Here is a 21,216-nt window from a genome sequence, read left to right as displayed (position 1 = left end):
TAGTAGGTGTTAGAACCATTTTTTATGGATGAGGTAGACAACGAGCGATCCGGTCATGGCAAAGGCAATAAAGATAATGAGCCAAAAAGCATTAGGTTCTCCATTGAGGGGGAGATCATTGTTCTTAAAGTTCATGCCATAGGCCGAGAAAATCATAGTTGGGATGGACATGACGATGGTCACCATGGCCAAGGTCTTCATGATATTATTCTGGTTGTTGGAGATGATCGATGCGAAGGTATCGGTCATAGAGTGGAGGATGTTTCCATAAATATCCGCCATCTCAATGGCCTGTTGGGTCTCGATCAAGGTATCTTCCAACAGATCCTCGTCTTCCAGGTATTTCTTGATGTTACTAGTGGCACTGGTCAATTTTTTGATCACGCGCTCATTAGTTTTCAGAGAGGCCTTAAAGTAGACGATGGTTTTTTCCAGCTCCATCAGTTCAATCAGTTCTTCGTTTCGAGTAGACTTGTGCAGTTGACTTTCAATCTGTTCACTCTTGCGATCCAAAGTACGAAGCGCGGTCAAGTAGAGCTCTGCATTTCGATAAAGGATCTGAAAGATGAAGCGCGACCGCATGAAAGTATAGAAATTCCGCAAGCGACGATTGATAAAGGTGTCTAGAAGAGGCAACTCTTCCAAGCAAGTGGTGATGATAGCCTCTTCTGTTAGGATAATTCCCAAAGGGATGGTGACATAGTAGGTCTGATTGTTCCGCTCTTCCTTGATGGGAACGTCGACGATGATCAAGGTATACTCATCTTCGATGGTCATACGAGACATTTCTTCCGCATCGAGCGGTGCCCGTAAGTCGGCAATATCGATGTTAAAAGCAGAGGCGATTTCCATCGATTCACTTTGGGAAGGGTTGACAAGGTTGATCCAGCTACCGGGTTCCAGTGTCTCTATTTCTTTAAATTCAGTCGTTGTTGATAAAAAGACCTGTTTCATGGTGCCTCCCCTTGTTTTTTTACACCTTAACATTATAACAGAAAAAGCACGCTTTTGGATAAAAGAATGCTGAAAAATTTGATATAATGAAGGATAAATAAATTGATGAAAAGTGGAAGAAATGCTCGATAAAATTGTCATTCGTGGAGCGCGTGCTCATAATTTAAAAAATATTGATGTTGAAATCCCTCGAGATAAGCTGGTCGTGGTCACTGGTCTATCAGGTTCTGGGAAATCGAGCTTAGCCTTTGACACTCTATATGCGGAAGGACAAAGACGTTATGTAGAGAGCCTGTCAGCTTATGCTCGTCAGTTTTTAGGAAATATGGAAAAACCCGATGTGGACTCGATTGATGGCTTAAGTCCAGCCATTTCCATTGACCAAAAAACAACCAGCAAAAATCCGCGGTCAACGGTTGGAACGACTACAGAAATCAACGATTACTTACGCCTTCTATATGCTCGTGTGGGGACTCCTTACTGTATCAATGGCCATGGGGCGATTACGGCTTCTTCAGTCGAGCAGATTGTAGACCAAGTTTTGGAATTACCAGAGCGCCAACGCCTGCAAATTCTAGCGCCCATCGTTCGTAAGAAAAAAGGCCAACATAAGAATATCATCGAAAAGGTGCAAAAAGACGGCTATGTCCGGGTGCGGGTGGATGGCGAGATCTTTGATGTGACAGAGGTCCCAGAATTATCCAAAAGCCAGCAACACACGATTGAGGTTGTCGTAGATCGGATTGTCATCAAAGATGGTATCCGCTCTCGGCTCTTTGATTCTGTCGAAGCGGCCCTTCGGATCGCAGATGGCTACGTGGTCATCGATACCATGGACGAAAATGAACTGCTCTTTTCAGAGCACTATGCTTGCCCGGTTTGTGGCTTTACCGTCCCTGAGTTGGAACCTCGTCTCTTTTCATTTAATGCCCCCTTTGGCTCTTGTCCGGATTGTGATGGACTAGGGATCAAGCTAGAGGTGGACTTGGATTTGGTTGTTCCAGATTCTAGCAAGACTCTCCGTGAAGGAGCGCTTGCGCCTTGGAATCCGATTTCTTCTAACTACTATCCTCAGATGTTGGAGCAGGCCATGATCCAGTTTGGGATTGATATGGACAAGCCCTTTGAAGACTTGTCCCCAGAAGACCGACACTTGATTTTCTATGGTTCTGAGGGCAAGGAATTCCATTTCCATTATGAGAATGAATTTGGTGGGGTTCGAGATATTGACATTCCTTTTGAAGGGGTCGTTACCAATATTAATCGCCGCTACCACGAAACGTCTAGCGACTTCACCCGCAATCAGATGTTGTCCTACATGAATGAATTGACTTGTGCCACCTGCCATGGGTATCGTTTGAATGACCAGGCCTTGTCTGTCCGAGTGGGAGGAGAGAAGGGGCTACATATCGGGCAGATCTCGGATTTGTCCATCGAGGACCATCTTAAGGTGGTAGCTGATCTCAAATTAACCAAGAATGAAGAGACCATTGCGCGACCGATTCTCAAAGAAGTCAAGGATCGTTTGACCTTCCTGAACAATGTTGGCTTGAGCTATCTGACCCTGTCTCGCTCGGCCGGGACTCTATCAGGGGGAGAGAGTCAGCGGATTCGCTTGGCGACCCAGATCGGATCCAACCTCTCAGGTGTCCTCTATATCCTGGATGAGCCTTCGATTGGCCTTCATCAGCGGGACAATGACCGCTTGATTGCCAGTCTCAAGAAGATGCGTGATTTGGGCAATACCTTGATCGTGGTCGAACACGATGAGGATACGATGAGAGAGGCTGATTACCTGATCGACGTCGGTCCAGGAGCCGGTGTCTTTGGAGGCGAGATTGTTGCGGCTGGAACACCGAAGCAGGTGGCTCGCAATAGCAAATCCATCACTGGTCAGTACCTCTCTGGAAAACGGGCTATCCCCGTACCAACGGAACGGCGGGTAGGCAACGGTCGCTTTATCGAACTGACAGGGGCTGCTGAAAATAACTTAAAAGAGGTGACCGCACGCTTCCCGCTGGGCAAGTTCATTGCTGTCACTGGTGTTTCTGGCTCAGGCAAGTCCACCTTGGTCAACAGTATTTTGAAAAAAACGCTGGCTCAAAAATTGAATCGCAATACAGAGAAACCAGGGAAATACAAGACTATTTCAGGAGTAGAGCACATTGATCGACTGATCGATATTGATCAAAGCCCGATTGGCCGCACTCCACGCTCCAATCCGGCTACCTATACAGGTGTATTTGACGACATTCGTGACCTCTTTGCCCAAACCAATGAAGCCAAGATTAGAGGCTACAAAAAAGGCCGCTTTAGTTTCAACGTCAAAGGGGGTCGGTGTGAGGCTTGTTCGGGAGATGGGATCATCAAGATTGAGATGCATTTCCTACCGGATGTCTATGTACCGTGTGAAGTCTGCCATGGACGACGCTATAATAGTGAAACCCTAGAAGTTCACTATAAAGAAAAAAATATCTCCCAGATTTTGGACATGACTGTCAATGACGCGGTGGATTTCTTTAAACATATTCCAAAGATTAATCGCAAATTACAAACCATCAAGGATGTCGGCTTGGGCTATGTGACCCTGGGACAACCGGCAACGACGCTTTCTGGTGGAGAAGCCCAGCGGATGAAGTTGGCTTCAGAGCTTCATAAGCGCTCAACTGGTAAGTCCTTCTATATCTTGGATGAGCCAACAACTGGACTTCATACAGAGGATATCTCTCGTTTGCTCAAGGTTTTGGAACGCTTTGTGGATGATGGCAATACCGTTTTGGTCATTGAGCACAACTTGGATGTCATTAAGACAGCGGACCATATCATTGATTTGGGACCAGAAGGTGGTGTCGGTGGTGGTACCATTATTGCGACAGGAACACCAGAAGAAGTAGCCAGCAACCCAGCTAGCTTTACAGGACAGTATTTGAAAGGGAAATTACAATGAATCAACGAATTACAAATCTACGAACTAAAATGAAGGCACAGGATCTAAAAGCTGTCCTCATTAACAACTTGAAAAATGTCTACTATTTGACCAATTTTTGGGGATCAAATGGGACTGTCTTGGTGACAGAAGAGCGCGTGGTCCTCTTCACTGATTCGCGCTATACCATTCATGCCCATGCGACTTGTTTCCCCTTTGTTGAGATTGTTGAAACCCGCAATGAATTGGATGAGGCAGCAAAAATTGTCAAAGACGCAGCGATTCAAGAACTTGGCTTTGAGGATGAGATCACAGTTGCCTACCATACCCGTCTAGCGACTGCTTTCTCAGGAGTCTCTCTAAGAGCCTTGTCTGATTTTGTAATGGAGTTTCGTTTGATTAAAGATGAGACAGAAGTAGCAACCATCCGCAAGGCTTGCAGTATTTCAGATCAAGCCTTCCTAGATGTGCTGGAGTTTATCAAGGTTGGGCAAACAACAGAGTTAGAAGCGGCGACCTTCCTCGATTTCAGAATGCGGGAATTGGGGGCTTCAGGTGTATCCTTTGATATCATCTCCGCTGCGGGAGAGCGCTCTGCTATGCCCCATGCGACTCCAAGTGATCGCATCATCTCTCCTGGGGATGCCTTGACTTTGGACTTTGGCTGTCTCTATAACCATTACGTCAGTGATATGACCCGGACCATTTATGCAGGTCATGTCAGCGACAAGGAAAGAGAAATCTACGAAACGGTCTTGAAAGCCAACCAAGCTCTCATTGCTCAAGCCAAGGATGGACTCGGTTTCCGTGATTTTGATAAAATTCCTCGGGATATTATTGAGGCTGCAGGATACGGCCAGTACTTTACTCATGGAATTGGACATGGTATTGGCTTGGACATCCATGAAGAGCCTTATTTCAGTCAAACTTCCAAAGAAGTTATCAAGGCCGGCATGGTCTTGACAGATGAGCCAGGAATCTACATTGAAGGCCTGTCTGGTGTTCGGATTGAAGATGATCTTTTGATTACGGAAACTGGCTGTGAAGTCTTGACCTTGGCACCGAAAGAATTGATTGTGATCTAAGGAAATTTGCAGAGACAGATTTGAGAAATCTGAGCATTTGTGATAGAATAAAGAGTAATATATTTTTAAAAAGAGGTATGAAAACATGATTGAAGCAAGTAAGTTGAAAGCTGGTATGACCTTTGAAACAGCTGATGGAAAATTGATCCGCGTTTTGGAAGCGAGCCACCACAAACCAGGTAAAGGAAACACCATCATGCGTATGAAATTGCGTGATGTTCGTACTGGTTCAACTTTTGATACAAGCTACCGTCCAGAAGAAAAATTTGAGCAAGCTATTATTGAAACTGTACCAGCTCAATACTTGTATAAAATGGATGATACAGCTTACTTCATGAATACTGAAACATACGACCAATATGAAATTCCTGTTGCCAATGTTGAGAACGAATTGCTTTACATCCTTGAAAACTCAGAAGTGAAAATCCAATTCTACGGAAGTGAAGTGATTGGGGTGACTGTTCCTACAACTGTTGAATTGACAGTTGCTGAAACTCAACCATCTATTAAAGGTGCTACAGTTACAGGTTCTGGTAAACCAGCTACAATGGAAACAGGTCTTGTGGTAAACGTTCCAGACTTCATCGAAGCAGGACAAAAATTGATTATCAATACAGCTGAAGGAACTTACGTTTCTCGTGCCTAATCAGCTCTAAAATAGGTCTGATAGAAAGGAACTTCTATGGCAACTGAACAATACGGCGAAATCGTCATTGCACCTCGTGTGCTAGAAAAAATTATTGCGATTGCGACTGCAAAAGTAGATGGTGTTCATTCTCTTGAAAACAAGAGTGTATCGGATAGCCTTTCAAAACGTGCTCTTGGACGTGGGGTTTACCTTCGTACACAAGAAGATGGTCAAATCTCTGTTGATATTTACCTTTATCTAGAGTATGGTGTAGCAGTCCCTAAAGTAGCGGTTGCGATCCAAAAAGCAGTAAAAACAGCTGTCTATAATATGGCAGATGTCACCTTGGATGATGTCAATATCCATGTGGTTGGAATCGTGACTGAAAAAGCAGCGAAACCTGATTTGAAAGATTTGTTTAATGAGGATTTCCTCAATGACTGATATTTTATTTGAATCACGTCGTGATCTACGGGAGCGTGCCTTTCAAGCTCTAATGAGTTTAGAGTATGAAGGGGATGTTGTAGAAGCCTGTCAATTTGCTTTTACTCATGACAAAGAGGAGACTAACCAGGAAGTGGAAATTCCAGCTTTTCTACTCAATTTGGTATCTGGTGTTCGTCAATCAAAGGATGAATTGGATCAACAGATTGCCCAACACTTGAAAACTGGATGGACCGTCGAACGCTTGACTCTAGTGGAGAAAAACATTCTTCGTTTGGGTGTGTTTGAAATCACTTCTTTTGATACCCCTCAGTTGGTTGCAGTGAATGAAGCAATTGAATTAGCTAAAACATTTTCAGATGAAAAATCTGCTCGGTTTGTGAATGGTGTTTTAAGTCAATTCGTAACGGAAGCAGAATAAGATAGAAAAGAAACCACCTTCACGGGTGGTTTCTTTTTGAGTATAGAGCTTCGCTTGATCATGATAAGGAAAAAGACTGGTACAAAAGTCCGGCCTCTCAATTGACTTTGGATTGTCTAACAAGACGCAGTGGTTGAGTGGGCTCTACTACGCTGATTTTATCAGCTTTTACAGCCCTACTCAACTGTGCGGAGGTGGGACGACGAAATCGAATTCTAACGAATTACCGATTTCTGTCCCACTCTCTTTTAAACACTTTTGCCAGGTAAAACACTCACTGGGAGAAAATAGCCTGTTGTTTTTACGTCTTTTCCTTCGATTTTTTGAAGAAGAAGGTCGACCGTCAGGCGAGCAATTTCCTGTAAGGGTTGCTTGATAGTGGTGAGACGGGGGAAATAATTTTCGATAAAGTAGGTCCCGTCGTAGCCAATGATCTTCAGGTCTTCTGGAATGGCAATGCCGAGTTCGTCAGCGATTTTCATCACCAAAATAGCCGTTAGATCGTCAGACGCAAAGATGGCATCCGGTTTTTGCTGGGTCAAGATGGACTTGATTTCCATTTCTTTGCGAATGGGTGAATAATCACTGGAAACATTGATGATTTGTGCCTCTGGCAGAACTGAAGCAAAGCCAGCATGCCGGAGGCCAGTAGGGGAATTGGAGTTATCATTCCCTGTGAGCATGATAATCTTTTTTGCCCCTGTCTTGGCAAGGGTTTCCGCAGCGAGAACGCCCCCAGCGTAGTTATCCGACGAGACGACTGGGATCTCAGGTGATAGGTTCCGGTCAAAGGCGATGATAGGAGCTGTGACCCGGTTATAGTCTTCAATTCCCAGATTATGACTACCAGAAATAATCCCATCTACTTGATTGGCTTCTAGCATTTCGATGTATTCACGTTCTTTTTCCGAATCATGCTCGCTATTACAAATAATGGTTTTGTATCCATGTTTAAACAGTTCTTCTTCCAGTTTATCGATTAATTCTGCATAGAAGACATGGCTGATTTTTGGGAAGATTAAGCCGATTAACTTGGCTGATTTTCCTTGTAGGCTCCGAGCAATCGTATTGGGCTTGTAGCCCAATTCCCTCATAGCCTCTTTAACCTTTGAGACAGTTTTTTCAGATAAATAGCCCTTTTTGTTAATGACTCGTGAAACTGTCGTGGGGCTGACACCAGCTAGTTTAGCGACATCAGTGAGCTTTGCGACCATAGTCTAGTTCGTAGTATGTTCCAGTAGGTGTTCCGGATTTGATCAAGATACCAGTTTGATCAGCATGCGGGAAGACGCGACCAGAGAATACTTTTTCTCCTTTGTTGATAAAAATTTCAAAAATCGAGTTATCGATGAAAATTGTAGCTGTTGTCGCTTGATTTTCGATCGGGCAAGTACGAGTAGTTCCAAACTCTTGGGCATACTGTTCGCCGGCTTGGCTACGGTCGACAATGACTTGACCATTTGCAATATCAAAAGTAATAGAAAGTCCTTTGCCTTCTTTATCGGCTAGGAGAATAATCTCGCTTTTGCTATTGGCTTCAAAGGCTAATTCTAACTCGTAGCAATTATTGGTTGTTTCCTTGTTTGTAAATTCGGAAGAGGTGGAGCGGAGCTCTTTTACAGCTTCGACCGGATATTGATAAAGTTTACAATCCTGAATAGTTAGCTCTTTGACCAAAGAGAAGGCTCCTTGGTGGTCATAGCGATCGGATGGGTAAGCGACATCTGGTAAACCTAACCAGCTAACCGTTAAGGCTCTTCCATCAGGAGTGTTGAAGCCTTGAGTTGCATAGGCTTCGAAGCCGTAGTCCAAGTTGTGTAATTCAGATACGTCAACGAGACGAGCTTGTTCAGGATCAAAAGAAGCCCCAATCTTATACATATTTGGGTAGATGTTATCGTAATCGAGAACTGCTTTGTCCAAGCCTTGAGGGCAATACAGAAGGACAGGTTGCTCGCCGACGAAGACCAAGTTAGGACATTCCATCATATAAGCTGTACGATCATTGTTGAAATCAAGATTGCCTACTTCAACCCAGTTGGTATAATCGTTATTCACCGCTTTGTAAAGGCGAACGAATCCTTTTTTCTCAAGATCTTGACCACCGACGATGGCATAGTATTGATCTTTGAATTTAAAAATTTGTGGGTCGCGGAAATGATCGGTAGCATCCTCTGGTTGATCAATGAGGATTTGGTCGATTTTTTCGAGGTTTCCATCCTGGTCTAAAAGGGCCCCGATTTGGTAGGGATGACGGATCCAGTTCTCGTCTCGTACATTTCCTGTATAGAATAAGAAAAGTTTATCATCGAATTGCATAGCCGAACCAGAATAGGCTCCGTGGCTATCCAAAGGTGTGTCTGGTAAGACTTTAAGACCAGTTTCTTTAAAATGAACTAAATCATCACTTTCCAGTTGTACCCAAGACTTCAATCCGTGAGCGGCTCCAAAGGGAAAATTCTGGTAAAAGAGAATCCATTTACCATTAAAATAGGAGAAACCGTTCGGGTCATTTAAAAGGCCAGTTTTGGGTTCGACATGGTAATGAGTATGCCAAGGAGAATTAGCCATGTTTTCTTTAATTTGTTTCTTTTCTTCTTCGGTCCAGTCTTCATACCGTTTGTACCGAAGTTCTGTTGTCCATTCCATTTGACTCCTCCAAAATTTTTCTTACTTCCATAGTACCGATTTCTATAAAAAAAAGCAAGACTTTGGCCAAAGAATTGAGAAAAAATGTCAAACGTTTATCATAAAATTTAGTAGTGAGTACTAGATTGAGTTTTTGAAAACAAATGAAAATATGAAAGTTTTTGAAAATTTAAAAACCGTAGTAAGTCTATATTCTATGGTATACGGGCATTGGGACGGTTGAAAATAAAAAGTACTATTTTCAAACCATCAAAAATTACAAATAAATACCAAAAACTTTCTGCAAAACGGTTGACATATTCTTGATACGTGGTACAATTAAATGCGTAGAGACGGGTGAACCGTTTTCAAAACAATAAAAAATAAGGAGATTTTTGCAAATGTCAAATACAGAAATTGCAAAAAAAGTCATCGATGCGATCGGTGGAGTTGAGAACGTCAACAGTGTTGCTCACTGTGCGACTCGTCTTCGTGTGATGGTGAAAGATGAAGCGAAAGTCGACAAAAATGCTGTCGAAAATATTGAAAAAGTTCAAGGAGTTTTCTTTAACTCAGGTCAATACCAAATTATTTTTGGTACTGGAACTGTAAATAAGATCTATGATGAAGTTGTCGCTCTTGGATTGCCAACTTCAACTAAGGCTGAGATGAAAGCAGAAGCCGCTAAACAAGGAAATTGGTTCCAACGGGCTATCCGTACTTTTGGTGATGTCTTTGTACCAATCATCCCAGTTATTGTTGCGACAGGTCTCTTCATGGGTGTCCGTGGACTCTTGAATGCCCTTGGTGTGACTCTTCCAGAAGATGTTACGACTTATACTCAAATCTTGACAGATACGGCCTTTATCATCTTGCCAGGTCTTGTCGTTTGGTCAACCTTCCGTGTCTTCGGTGGGAACCCAGCGGTTGGTATAGTTCTTGGTATGATGCTTGTTTCTGGTTCACTTCCAAATGCCTGGGCTGTTGCATCCGGTGGTGAAGTGACTGCTATGAAATTCTTCGGCTTTATTCCAGTCGTAGGGTTGCAAGGATCTGTTCTTCCAGCCTTTATTATCGGGGTTGTTGGAGCTAAGTTTGAAAAAGCTGTTCGTAAAGTAGTTCCGGATGTCCTTGATCTTTTGGTAACACCATTCGTAACCCTCTTTGTAATGTCAATTCTTGGTCTATTCCTTATTGGACCAGTATTCCACGTTGTTGAAAACTACATTCTTCTTGGAACAAAAGCTGTCCTTAGCTTACCATTTGGTCTTGGTGGGTTGTTGATCGGTGGGGTACACCAAATTATTGTCGTATCAGGTGTTCACCACATCTTCAACTTGCTTGAAATTCAATTGCTTGCTGCTGACCATGCCAACCCATTCAATGCTATCATCACAGCTGCTATGACTGCTCAAGGAGCTGCTACTGTAGCGGTTGGTGTGAAAACTAAAAATCCTAAATTGAAAACTCTTGCTTTCCCAGCTGCTCTTTCTGCCTTCTTAGGTATTACTGAGCCTGCGATTTTTGGGGTTAACTTGCGTTTCCGTAAACCATTCTTCCTTTCATTGATTGCAGGTGCTATCGGTGGTAGTTTGGCTTCACTTCTTGGTCTTGCTGGTACTGGTAGTGGAATCACAATCATTCCAGGTACAGTGCTTTATGTAAATGGTCAACTCCCACAATACTTCCTTATGGTAGCAGTATCATTTGCTCTTGGTTTTGCTCTTACTTACATGTTTGGTTTTGAGGATGAAGAACCTGAAACTGTAACTGAAAGTGTTACAACAGATCGTTTTGTTGAGGAAGCTGTGACTGGAACCGTTCCTGCAACTCTTCAAGATGAAACCATTATTTCACCAATCATTGGGCAAGCTGTTGCTTTAGAAAATGTGAATGACCCTGTATTCTCAAGCGGTGCGATGGGTCAAGGGATTGCAGTGAAGCCTTCTGAAGGTGTCGTTTATGCTCCTGCAGATGCAGAAGTAACCATTGCTTTTGCGACTGGACATGCCTTCGGTTTGAAGACAGCCAATGGTGCTGAAATCTTGATCCACGTTGGGATTGATACTGTTTCAATGAATGGTGACGGTTTTGAGCAAAAAGTTGCACAAGGTGACAAGGTTAAAGCTGGTGATGTTCTTGGAACATTTGATTCTGCTAAAATTGCAGCAGCTGGTCTTGATGATACAACAATGGTCATCGTTACAAACACAGCTGACTATGCTTCAGTAACTCCAGTAGCTACTGGTGAAGTTGCTAAAGGCGATGCGATTATTGAAGTAAAAGCATAATTTAAAATATGATTGCTCAAGGACTGGTTAGGGTATCCTCCAGTCCTTGAATTTTGTTTGGAGATGAGGTTTGGAATAAAAAAGTTGCTCACCTAATGTTGAAACATAAATAAGAGTAGTTTTTTCTTTAAGGAATAGAAGTGAACCGTTTTCCTTTATGATATAATAGAAAAAAGAGAATTGAAGAAGAGGATTGATATGACTAAATTATATGGAAGTCTTGAAGCTGGTGGAACAAAGTTTGTTTGTGCTGTAGGTGACGAAAATAATAACGTTATTGAAAAGACACAGTTTCCAACAACAACCCCTATTGAAACCCTTGATAAATGTATTGAGTTTTTCTCTAAATTTGAAAGCCTTGCTGGTTTAGCGATTGGTTCATTTGGACCGATTGATATTGATAAAAATTCAAAAACATATGGTTTTATTACAACAACTCCCAAACCCCATTGGGCGAATATTGATGTGGTAGGGGCTTTCCGTCGTGCATTAAATGTACCGATTTACTTTACAACGGACGTAAATAGCTCGGCATATGGTGAAGTTGTCGCTCGTAATAATGCGGGTGCACGGATTGAAAACCTAGTCTACTATACAATTGGTACAGGGATTGGTGCAGGTGTCATCCAGCGTGGTGAATTCATTGGTGGAGTAGGACATCCTGAGATGGGCCATTACTATGTTGCCAAACACCCAATGGATGTTGAAAAAGAATTTAATGGTGTGTGTCCATTCCACAGAGGCTGTTTAGAAGGTCTTGCGGCTGGTCCAAGCTTGGAAGCTCGTACTGGTATTCGTGGGGAAAATATCGAACTCAATAGCTCTGTATGGGATATCCAAGCCTACTATATTGCTCAAGCTGCTGTCAATGCGACTGTAACCTTCCGCCCAGATGTGATTGTATTTGGTGGAGGAGTGATGGCACAACAGCACATGTTGGATCGCGTTCGTGAAAAATTCACAGTATTATTGAACGGCTACTTACCAGTTCCAGATGTTCGTGACTACATCGTGACTCCTGCGGTAGCTGGAAATGGTTCAGCAACCTTGGGTAACTTTGTCTTAGCAAAACAAGTCAGCAAAAAAGACTAATCAGGTAAGGCTGAATCAACAAAAAGCATGAAATGCTAGGGGAGGGAGTTCTTCGTCGGGAAGATGGATGAATGACCTTCTCTTTTTTAAGCAAGAGAGGAGAAAAGATGGAAAAAGCCATTATGAAGAATCCCTTCTTTTTGAGTCAAGTATCTGAAGAAGCTACAAAAGAGGATTTGTATCTGGCGCAAGATTTACAAGATACCTTACGAGCTCACCAGGATTCCTGTGTTGGCATGGCGGCCAATATGATTGGTGTACGCAAGCGAGTGATCATTATCCAATTTGGTTTGATGCCCTTGGTTCTCTTTAACCCTGTTCTAGTCAAGAAAGAAGGAGTTTATGAGACAGAAGAGGGGTGCCTTTCTTTGGCAGGGAGCCGAAAAACGAGCCGCTTTGAAAAGATTCAGGTCTCCTATCTCGACATGAATTGGAAGCCTCAGCTCATAAGCTTAGAAGGTTTTGCGGCTCAGATCTGCCAGCATGAGCTAGATCACCTGGAAGGGATTTTGATCTAGGTCCAGTTGCTGCTTATTAAGGAATCGATCGAAGAGAAATTGTTGATGAAAAAAGAATATTTGTTCTATGAACGGGTTAGACCATTTTTTGTGTCCCATCCCTATTATCTTTCTTTATTAAAGTGGGCTAACCGCCTCGTCACCCTCCTGATGCCACTCCTTTACTTTTATGTTCTTTGGGCAGCCTATCTGAAAGCTTCCGAGCTTTGGGTTGTTCTTGCCTATCTGTTGGTTCCAGCCTCTGGCTTTATTTTATTGAGTGTCATTCGAAAAGCAATCAATTGGCCCCGTCCCTATGAGCTTGGTGCATTTCCACCTCTCTTAGAGAGAGAAGGCAAGGGGAGTTCTATGCCAAGTCGGCATGTTTTTTCGGCGGCAATCATTTCGACGGTAGCTTGGGGTGTGAATCCTCTTCTATCGAGCCTAGGTCTCTTCTTGGCTCTGCTATTGGCAGGAGTTCGTGTTCTGGCGGGACTCCATTTTGTCCGTGATGTCGTAGTCGGATTTGTCGTTGCACTCCTATGGGGAATTGTCAGTTTTTCTCTATTAGGAATTTTCTGATAGAGGCTGGATGAGAGAAGTAAGAAATGATTAAAAACTGCCTAACTCAGTTAGGCAGTTTTTAATTATGTGAGATTTGGTGTTGGAATTTTTGGAAGAACCGTTCACGTTCTTCTATAATCGCAGGACTTGGTTTTTTGAGGGAAGTTAACAAATCAACCAAGTCAGGTGTGACTTCACGAATCAGCTCTCCCAGTGACCAAATGGCTGTTGCAATATGAATCTGGTTTTGCGAGGTTTCGATGATTTCTAACAGTTTAGGAATAGCAGACCGGTCATTAGCATTGGCCAAAGCAATGATAGCATTGCGCTGGAGAATATTTTTTCCCCGCCAACTACCAGCGACCATTCCAAATTTTTCCTTGAATTGTCCATTGGATAACTCAATAAAGGGGATTAATTCTGGGTGAGCCAATTCAGGATCGATATCAGTGGCTAGCGGATTGTCCAGACCACGATTGTAGGGGCAACAGATTTGACAGATATCACAACCGTAGATGACCGTTTTAATCTTTTTACGGAATTCCAGATCCATCATCCCTTTGTCTTGAGTCTGAAAGGATAGGCAACGTCGGGCATTCATGGTGCCATCCCCGATTAAGCAAGAAGTCGGGCAGGCTTCTACACAGCGGTTACAATCTCCGCAACCATAGTCAACGGCTTGATCGGGTTCAATCTCTAGGTTGGTGATAAGCTCCCCTAAAAACATATAAGAACCGTATTCTTTTGAGATGACGAGGCCGTTCTTTCCGATAAAGCCAATCCCTGCTCGTTGAGCAACCGCGGTATCCACTAAGGCACCGGTATCCACCATGCCCTTGTATTCGAAGTCGGCGGTTAATTCTTCAATCCCTCGTGCTAGGCGGTCTAATTTATCCTGCAAGACATAGTGATAATCAAGGCCCCAGCTATTGGGGGTGAATTTTCCGCGTTTATAGGCTGTCTTCTGAGGTTGTTGTTTTAACTTGTGAGGATAGGCAACGGCAATGGAGATAATCGTTTTAGCAGAAGCTAAACTTAAGCGTGGTTGGATTCGTTCTTCAATATTTTTGTGCTCAAAACCAGAATTTCGGCCTTCTTCCACAGCTAGGCGGAGGGATTTTTCTAAATAGGAAAAATCATCTGCCGTGGTAAAGCCAATTTTTGAAATACCAATGGAGTGAGCCAATTCAATAATAGATTCTTTGAGGTTCATATACCTATTATAGCGGAAAGCTGGTAAAAATGCGAAAAACGTGCAAAAAATTAAAAAGGGTCTAAACAGCTTGGCATGGCTTTCAAAAATGAGTAGAATTTGGTATAATAAGGTATTGAATACAAGGATATATGGAGGCAGGTATGTCACAACCGTTATTTTTACAATCCGTCATGCAGGAAAAGATTTGGGGTGGAACTAGATTACGAGATGAGTTTGGCTATGAAATCCCGAGCGATCATGTTGGTGAATACTGGGCTATTTCGGCCCATCCACATGGTGTTTCTGTTGTTAAGAATGGACCTTATGCTGGAATGGGCTTAGACCAACTATATGCAGAGCATCGCGAATTATTTGGAGATCGAACAGAACCGGTTTTTCCTTTGTTGACAAAGATTCTAGATGCAAATGACTGGCTCAGTGTTCAGGTTCACCCAGATGATGCCTATGGAATGGAGCATGAAGGAGAACTTGGAAAAACCGAATGCTGGTATATTATTGCTGCTGATGAGGGGGCAGAGATTATCTATGGTCATCACGCCCAGTCCAAGGAAGAATTGCGCCAAATGATCGAAGTCAAAGAATGGGATGATCTTTTAGCACGGGTTCCTGTGAAAGCGGGAGATTTCTTCTATGTACCAAGTGGAACCATGCATGCGATCGGTTCAGGTATCTTGATTTTAGAAACCCAGCAATCGAGCGACACGACCTATCGGGTTTACGACTTTGATCGTAAAGACGATCAAGGGAATCTACGTGAGTTGCATATTGAACAGTCCATTGATGTACTGAACTTAGGTGCTCCGGCAAATAGCCGACCAGTTGAGGAAAAAGTTGATCACTTGTCATCGACTTTGTTAGTGGCCAATGACTTCTTTGGTGTTCACAAGTGGGTAGTTAATGGGGAAGTTCGATTTGAAAAGACCCATGATTATAGCTTGGTGAGCGTTCTCTCAGGGCAAGGAAGTCTTCAGGTAGATGGGGAGAATTATCCGATTGGAAAAGGGGACCACTTTATCTTAACGAGTGATATCCAGAATTGGACCTTGTCAGGAGAAGAGATGGAATTAATTGTCAGTCATCCATAAAGAAGAAAGAAGGTTGAGTCATCAAGTGCTCAGCCTTTTGTTGTTTTTAGGAATTTTCTAATGGATGGTTGGGAGGTGAAATTGATAAGAGAAAAAGAGGGAGAAACCATCTTCTAATCAATGGAATTTCTTGATGGATAAGCTACAGTGTGCTATAATAAAAAGAACGTTTAAAATTTAAGAAATTTGAAAAGTAAGGAAACTAATGGCTAATTTATTAAAAACAATTATCGAAAATGATAAAGGTGAATTAAGACGATTGGAAAAGATGGCAGATAAGGTCTTCTCGTATGAAGATCAAATGGCTGCCTTGTCAGATGATGAACTGAAAGCGAAAACAGAAGAGTTCAAGCAACGCTACCAAGATGGTGAATCATTGGATGATCTCCTCTATGAAGCTTTCGCAGTAGTTCGTGAAGGTGCTAAACGTGTCTTGGGCTTGTTCCCTTATAAAGTACAGGTCATGGGGGGAATTGTTCTTCACCATGGTGACGTTCCAGAAATGCGTACAGGGGAAGGGAAAACCTTGACCGCGACCATGCCGGTGTATTTGAATGCCCTATCTGGTAAAGGAGTTCACGTTGTTACTGTCAACGAATACTTGACAGAACGTGACGCGACAGAGATGGGGGAATTGTACTCATGGCTAGGTCTTTCAGTTGGGATCAACCTAGCTGCAAAATCACCTTCTGAAAAACAAGAAGCTTACGCTTGTGATATCACCTATTCAACCAACGCGGAAATCGGTTTCGACTACTTGCGTGATAACATGGTTGTTCGTGCCGAAAACATGGTACAACGTCCTTTGAACTACGCATTGGTCGATGAGGTAGACTCCATCTTAATAGATGAAGCCCGTACTCCATTGATTGTTTCAGGTCAGACTTCTACAGAAACTAGCCAACTTTATCACATGGCGGATGCCTTTGTGAAATCTTTGGAAGAAGAAGACTACATTATTGATGTCCCTTCAAAAACGATTGGTTTGTCAGATTCTGGAATTGATAAGGCTGAAAGCTACTTTAAGCTTGAAAACTTGTATGACATTGAAAATGTTGCTTTAACGCACTACATTGACAATGCTCTCCGTGCCAACTACATCATGATTTTGGATATCGACTATGTGGTCAGTGAGGATCAAGAAATCTTGATCGTCGACCAATTTACAGGTCGGACCATGGAAGGTCGTCGTTATTCAGACGGCTTGCACCAAGCGATTGAGGCTAAAGAAGGTGTGCCGGTTCAAGAAGAAACCAAAACATCAGCTTCTATTACCTACCAAAACTTGTTCCGTATGTACAAGAAACTTTCAGGGATGACAGGTACTGGTAAAACAGAAGAAGAAGAATTCCGTGAAATCTACAACATTCGCGTCATTCCAATTCCAACTAACCGTCCGATTGCACGTATTGACCATCCAGACCTTCTCTATCCAAGCTTGAAATCGAAGTTTAAAGCTGTAGTAGAAGATGTAAAGGCTCGCTATGAAAAAGGCCAACCAGTCTTGGTGGGTACTGTTGCTGTTGAAACCAGTGACTACCTATCTCGCCTTTTGGTCGAAGCAGGCGTTCCTCACGAAGTCTTGAATGCGAAAAACCACTACAAAGAAGCACAAATCATCATGAACGCTGGTCAACGTGGTGCCGTTACGATCGCGACCAATATGGCCGGACGTGGTACCGATATCAAGCTCGGCGAAGGAGTTCGTGAACTCGGTGGACTTTGTGTCATTGGTACAGAGCGTCATGAAAGCCGTCGTATTGATAACCAGTTGCGTGGACGTTCTGGACGTCAAGGGGATCCAGGTGAATCTCAATTCTACCTTTCTCTTGAAGATGAGTTGATGCGTCGTTTCGGTTCAGAGCGCATCAAGGCTTTGCTAGACCGTTTCAAACTAAGCGAAGAAGAATCTGTCATCAGATCCAACATGTTTACACGCCAAGTTGAAGCAGCTCAAAAACGAGTGGAAGGGAACAACTATGACACTCGTAAGCAAGTCCTTCAGTATGATGATGTTATGCGGGAACAACGCGAGATTATCTACTCTCAACGCTATGATGTTATTACAGCGGATCGTGATTTAGCTCCAGAAATCAAGGCCATGATTAAACGGACCATTAAACGGATCGTTGAAGGAGCAAGCCACTCAAGCAAGGAAGAACGGATCGAAGCTATTCTGAACTTTGCCAAATACAATTTGGTCCCTGAAGATACGATTTCAGAGAGCGATATTGAAGGCAAATCGGATAAAGATGTGATTGATTACTTGTATAAACGCGCTGAAGAGGTTTATGAAAACCAAGTAGCGAAACTACGTGATGAAGAAGCAGTCAGAGAATTCCAAAAGGTCTTGATCCTTCGTGTTGTGGATAGCAAATGGACCGATCATATCGATGCTTTAGATCAATTGCGTAATGCTGTCGGTCTTCGTGGCTATGCACAAAACAATCCTGTAGTTGAATACCAATCTGAAGGATTCCGTATGTTCAACGATATGATTGGTTCTATCGAGTTTGATGTGACTCGTTTGATGATGAAAGCTCAAATTCATGAACAAGAGCGTCCACGTACAGAACACAGTATTTCAACGACTGCGACTCGCAACATTGCCGCTCAAAAAACTGATTTACCAGAAGATCTTGATTTGAGTCAAATCAAACGCAATGACATTTGTCCATGTGGATCTGGTAAGAAATTTAAAAACTGTCACGGTAAAAAACTCTAATCGTATGAAAGGATTTGCCTATGTCTTTTACAGCTACTAGCCCAATCATTGATGAAACAACGGTGACTTCTCTTTACCGCTTAGAAGGGGAACATTTGGCTCGCAAAGAAGCGCGTGATCGTGAACTAGCCTCTATTTTAAAGGGGGAAGACAAGCGGATCTTGCTTGTGATGGGACCGTGTTCATCAGATAATGAGGAAGCGGTGATGGAATATGCTCGTCGACTTGCAGCCCTTCAAGAAGAAGTCAAAGATCGGGTCTTCATTGTGATGCGGGTATATACTGCTAAACCTCGGACCAATGGAGATGGCTATAAAGGCATGATGCATCAGCCAGATACTGCTTCAGAACCAAGTTTTGTAGCTGGTTTAAAGGCTGTTCGTCGCTTGCATCATCGAGTGATTACAGAAACCGGATTGACAACAGCAGACGAATTGTTGTATCCAGAGACCTACCCATTTGTTGAGGATTTACTTTCCTATGTTGCTATTGGAGCACGTTCTGTAGAAGATCAAGGCCATCGATTTGTAGCGAGTGGAATTTCAGTCCCAACTGGATTGAAAAATCCGACATCTGGAAATCTGTCTGTCATGTTTAATGCGATTTATGCTGCACAGCATGGGCATCATTTCTTCTATAATGGTCGTTCTGTGGAGACAAGCGGAAATCCATTTGGACACGCTATTCTGCGTGGGGCCTTAGATGCGAATGGGAAAAATATTCCAAACTACCACTATGAAGATCTGTTAGAAGCTGCGCATCGCTACCAAGCCTTGGGATTGCAACATCCATTTATCCTGGTTGATACCAATCATGATAATTCAGGGAAAAAATTTGCTGAGCAGATTCGCATTGTCAGAGAAACCCTTACAAATCGTAGCTGGAATCCAATTATCCATGATGTAGTCCGTGGATTTATGATTGAATCTTATCTAGAGGACGGTCGTCAAGATCAACCAGAAGTATTTGGTCAATCGATCACAGACCCATGCTTGGGTTGGGAAAAGACAGAAAGCTTAGTACGAGAAATTTATCAGTATGTAGCTGAATAAGAGGAGAGGGCTGGAGAAAACATTCTCAGCCCTTTCCTTCTTAAATAGAGTGGCTGATAGAGAATCATTAAAGAGGAAAAGATATGATTGTTGGACATGGGATAGATATCGAATCGATCCAATCCATTGAACAAGCCTACCAGAGACATCCGAGATTTGCTTCCAAGGTATTGACAGAGACGGAACGAGAACGGTTCGACCAATTATCTGGAAAACGGAAAATGGAATACCTGGCAGGTCGATGGTCTGCCAAAGAAGCCTTTTCCAAGGCTTGGGGAACAGGAATTGGTCCAGTAGGATTTCAGGATTTGGAAATTTTAACCAATCAAAAAGGAGCTCCTTATTTTTCAAAAGCTCCTTTTAGTGGAAAGATTTGGGTTTCGATTAGTCACTCAGGCGATTTAGTTTCGACCAGTGTCATTTTGGAGGAAAGAAATGAAAGCTAGTATACATAGACCAACGCGAGCATATGTGGATGTAGAGGCTATTGCCTATAATGTTCAACAAATACAAGCCCATATTCCGAAAGAGACCTTGACTTTTGCAGTTGTCAAGGCTAATGCCTACGGCCATGGGGTTGTGCCAGTGGTAGAACGTTTATTGCCACTAGTAGATGCTTTTTGTGTCTCCAACCTAGATGAAGCCTTGGAAGTTCGCCAAGTAGCAGGTGAAAAGCCGATTTTAATTTTGGGTGTTGCACCAGTGGAACACGTTGCGATCGCCATCAAAGAGGGAATTCGCTATACAGTGGCTAGTCTCGAGTGGTTGAAAGCTTTGTTAGCTAAAAAGACTGATTTGAGTGGGTTGAAGGTTCATATAAAAGTGGATTCAGGAATGGGACGAATTGGTTTCCGTTCAGCAGAAGACTTGCAAGAAGCCATGATTTTATTAAGAGACCATGGAGCAGAAGTGGAAGGGATCTTTACTCATTTTGCAACAGCTGATGAGAAAGATGACCGCCATTTTCAAAACCAATTGCAACGATTTAAGTGCTTGTTGGAGCTCTTGCCCTTTACTCCGAAAATCGTTCATGCTAGCAATTCAGCAACAACTTTATGGCATGCTGATACCATATTTAATGCGGTCCGACTTGGCGATGTCATGTATGGCCTCAATCCAAGTGGAAGAGAGTTAGAACTTCCCTATGACATCCGTCCTGCTTTGAGTTTGGAAACAGAATTGGTGCATGTCAAGCCACTAGAAGTGGGGCAGACAGTTGGCTATGGAGCGACCTATCAGACTAGTGATGAAGAGTGGATTGGGACCATTCCGATTGGCTATGCAGATGGCTGGACCAGAGATATGCAAGGTTTTCATGTCCTTGTTGATGGGCAATTCTGCCCGATTGTCGGTCGCGTATCCATGGACCAAATCACCATTCGCCTACCGAAGCCCTACCCGATTGGGACTAAGGTAGTATTGATCGGAGTGGATGGTGATCTAGCTATAACGACAACGGACGTAGCAGATTATAGAGGCACGATCAACTATGAGGTTGTTTGTGTCTTGAGCGATCGCGTCCCAAGAGTTTATCGTCCAACAAAGGAAGATAGTGGAAAGTAAGCTGTCTGTCTTTTCCTAGCTTCCTTTCATAAAAAGTTCGAGGTG

The 21,216-nt window shown here is 43.0% G+C and carries 18 protein-coding genes; 14 read left to right on the top strand and 4 right to left on the bottom strand.

The window, feature by feature from the left end; all coding sequences use genetic code 11:
• Nucleotides 1-9 precede the first annotated feature (9 nt).
• Nucleotides 10-954 (bottom strand): magnesium transporter CorA family protein, encoded by a 945-nt coding sequence (locus tag L0M85_RS04260; protein ID WP_006597173.1) that lies wholly within the window; start codon nucleotides 952-954, stop codon nucleotides 10-12.
• Between the two features lie 121 nt (nucleotides 955-1,075).
• Here L0M85_RS04260 and uvrA point away from each other — a divergent pair, with 121 nt between their 5' ends.
• The 5 genes from uvrA to nusB all read left to right on the top strand — a co-directional run bounded on the left by uvrA (nucleotide 1,076) and on the right by nusB (nucleotide 6,458).
• On the top strand, nucleotides 1,076-3,901 hold the full coding sequence (uvrA, locus tag L0M85_RS04255; protein WP_238656536.1) for an excinuclease ABC subunit UvrA: 2,826 nt from the start codon (nucleotides 1,076-1,078) through the stop codon (nucleotides 3,899-3,901).
• Nucleotides 3,898-4,965 carry a Xaa-Pro peptidase family protein gene (locus L0M85_RS04250; protein WP_238656535.1) on the top strand — a complete coding sequence of 356 codons (1,068 nt, stop codon included), beginning with the start codon at nucleotides 3,898-3,900 and terminating at the stop codon, nucleotides 4,963-4,965. The genes uvrA and L0M85_RS04250 overlap by 4 nt, the downstream gene beginning before the upstream one ends.
• Before the next feature lie 85 nt (nucleotides 4,966-5,050).
• Entirely contained in the window at nucleotides 5,051-5,611 is a 561-nt protein-coding gene (gene efp, locus L0M85_RS04245; RefSeq protein WP_233331194.1) for an elongation factor P, read from the top strand.
• 36 nt (nucleotides 5,612-5,647) lie between these two features.
• Nucleotides 5,648-6,037 (top strand): Asp23/Gls24 family envelope stress response protein, encoded by a 390-nt coding sequence (locus L0M85_RS04240; protein WP_006595687.1) that lies wholly within the window; start codon nucleotides 5,648-5,650, stop codon nucleotides 6,035-6,037.
• Nucleotides 6,030-6,458: a transcription antitermination factor NusB gene (gene nusB, locus L0M85_RS04235; RefSeq protein ID WP_223355542.1), complete on the top strand. Its 429-nt coding sequence runs from the start codon at nucleotides 6,030-6,032 to the stop codon at nucleotides 6,456-6,458. The genes L0M85_RS04240 and nusB overlap by 8 nt, the downstream gene beginning before the upstream one ends.
• A 248-nt stretch (nucleotides 6,459-6,706) precedes the next feature.
• Here nusB and L0M85_RS04230 read toward each other — a convergent pair whose 3' ends face one another.
• Nucleotides 6,707-7,672: a LacI family DNA-binding transcriptional regulator gene (locus tag L0M85_RS04230; protein ID WP_048716431.1), complete on the bottom strand. Its 966-nt coding sequence runs from the start codon at nucleotides 7,670-7,672 to the stop codon at nucleotides 6,707-6,709.
• Nucleotides 7,653-9,107 carry a sucrose-6-phosphate hydrolase gene (locus L0M85_RS04225; protein WP_061564303.1) on the bottom strand — a complete coding sequence of 485 codons (1,455 nt, stop codon included), beginning with the start codon at nucleotides 9,105-9,107 and terminating at the stop codon, nucleotides 7,653-7,655. Before L0M85_RS04225 ends, L0M85_RS04230 begins: the two co-directional genes overlap by 20 nt.
• A 380-nt stretch (nucleotides 9,108-9,487) precedes the next feature.
• Between L0M85_RS04225 and L0M85_RS04220 the strand changes: the two genes are divergently transcribed.
• The 4 genes from L0M85_RS04220 to L0M85_RS04205 all read left to right on the top strand — a co-directional run bounded on the left by L0M85_RS04220 (nucleotide 9,488) and on the right by L0M85_RS04205 (nucleotide 13,548).
• The gene (locus L0M85_RS04220; protein WP_135782756.1) at nucleotides 9,488-11,377 is read left to right on the top strand and encodes a sucrose-specific PTS transporter subunit IIBC; all 1,890 of its coding nucleotides are present in this window, start codon (nucleotides 9,488-9,490) and stop codon (nucleotides 11,375-11,377) included.
• 198 nt (nucleotides 11,378-11,575) lie between these two features.
• Nucleotides 11,576-12,469 (top strand): fructokinase ScrK, encoded by an 894-nt coding sequence (gene scrK, locus L0M85_RS04215; protein ID WP_135782755.1) that lies wholly within the window; start codon nucleotides 11,576-11,578, stop codon nucleotides 12,467-12,469.
• 107 nt (nucleotides 12,470-12,576) lie between these two features.
• The gene (locus L0M85_RS04210) at nucleotides 12,577-12,987 is read left to right on the top strand and encodes a peptide deformylase (protein ID WP_195347695.1); all 411 of its coding nucleotides are present in this window, start codon (nucleotides 12,577-12,579) and stop codon (nucleotides 12,985-12,987) included.
• Between the two features lie 45 nt (nucleotides 12,988-13,032).
• The gene (locus tag L0M85_RS04205) at nucleotides 13,033-13,548 is read left to right on the top strand and encodes a phosphatase PAP2 family protein (protein ID WP_048691120.1); all 516 of its coding nucleotides are present in this window, start codon (nucleotides 13,033-13,035) and stop codon (nucleotides 13,546-13,548) included.
• 61 nt (nucleotides 13,549-13,609) lie between these two features.
• On the opposite strand, the gene queG is transcribed toward L0M85_RS04205, so the two are convergent.
• Nucleotides 13,610-14,743, bottom strand: a complete 1,134-nt coding sequence (queG, locus tag L0M85_RS04200) for a tRNA epoxyqueuosine(34) reductase QueG (protein WP_135782752.1) — start codon at nucleotides 14,741-14,743, stop codon at nucleotides 13,610-13,612.
• A 143-nt stretch (nucleotides 14,744-14,886) separates the two neighbouring features.
• Between queG and manA the strand changes: the two genes are divergently transcribed.
• From manA to alr, 5 genes are all read left to right on the top strand, one after another.
• A complete protein-coding gene (gene manA / locus L0M85_RS04195) occupies nucleotides 14,887-15,831 on the top strand; it encodes a mannose-6-phosphate isomerase, class I (protein WP_129822430.1) in 945 nt (314 codons plus the stop codon).
• A gap of 205 nt (nucleotides 15,832-16,036) precedes the next feature.
• Nucleotides 16,037-18,556 (top strand): preprotein translocase subunit SecA, encoded by a 2,520-nt coding sequence (gene secA / locus L0M85_RS04190; RefSeq protein ID WP_006595697.1) that lies wholly within the window; start codon nucleotides 16,037-16,039, stop codon nucleotides 18,554-18,556.
• Between the two features lie 20 nt (nucleotides 18,557-18,576).
• Nucleotides 18,577-19,608: a 3-deoxy-7-phosphoheptulonate synthase gene (locus tag L0M85_RS04185; protein ID WP_006595698.1), complete on the top strand. Its 1,032-nt coding sequence runs from the start codon at nucleotides 18,577-18,579 to the stop codon at nucleotides 19,606-19,608.
• A gap of 83 nt (nucleotides 19,609-19,691) precedes the next feature.
• Nucleotides 19,692-20,054, top strand: a complete 363-nt coding sequence (acpS, locus tag L0M85_RS04180) for a holo-ACP synthase (RefSeq protein WP_006595699.1) — start codon at nucleotides 19,692-19,694, stop codon at nucleotides 20,052-20,054.
• The gene (gene alr / locus L0M85_RS04175) at nucleotides 20,044-21,171 is read left to right on the top strand and encodes an alanine racemase (RefSeq protein WP_195550425.1); all 1,128 of its coding nucleotides are present in this window, start codon (nucleotides 20,044-20,046) and stop codon (nucleotides 21,169-21,171) included. Before acpS ends, alr begins: the two co-directional genes overlap by 11 nt.
• Nucleotides 21,172-21,216 lie beyond the last annotated feature (45 nt).

Origin of the sequence: Streptococcus sp. DFI.7.26 (genome assembly GCF_022240605.1) — a bacterium.
GTDB classification, from domain to species: Bacteria; Bacillota; Bacilli; order Lactobacillales; family Streptococcaceae; genus Streptococcus; species Streptococcus xiaochunlingii.
This window is presented reverse-complemented; position numbering and strand designations above follow the sequence as displayed.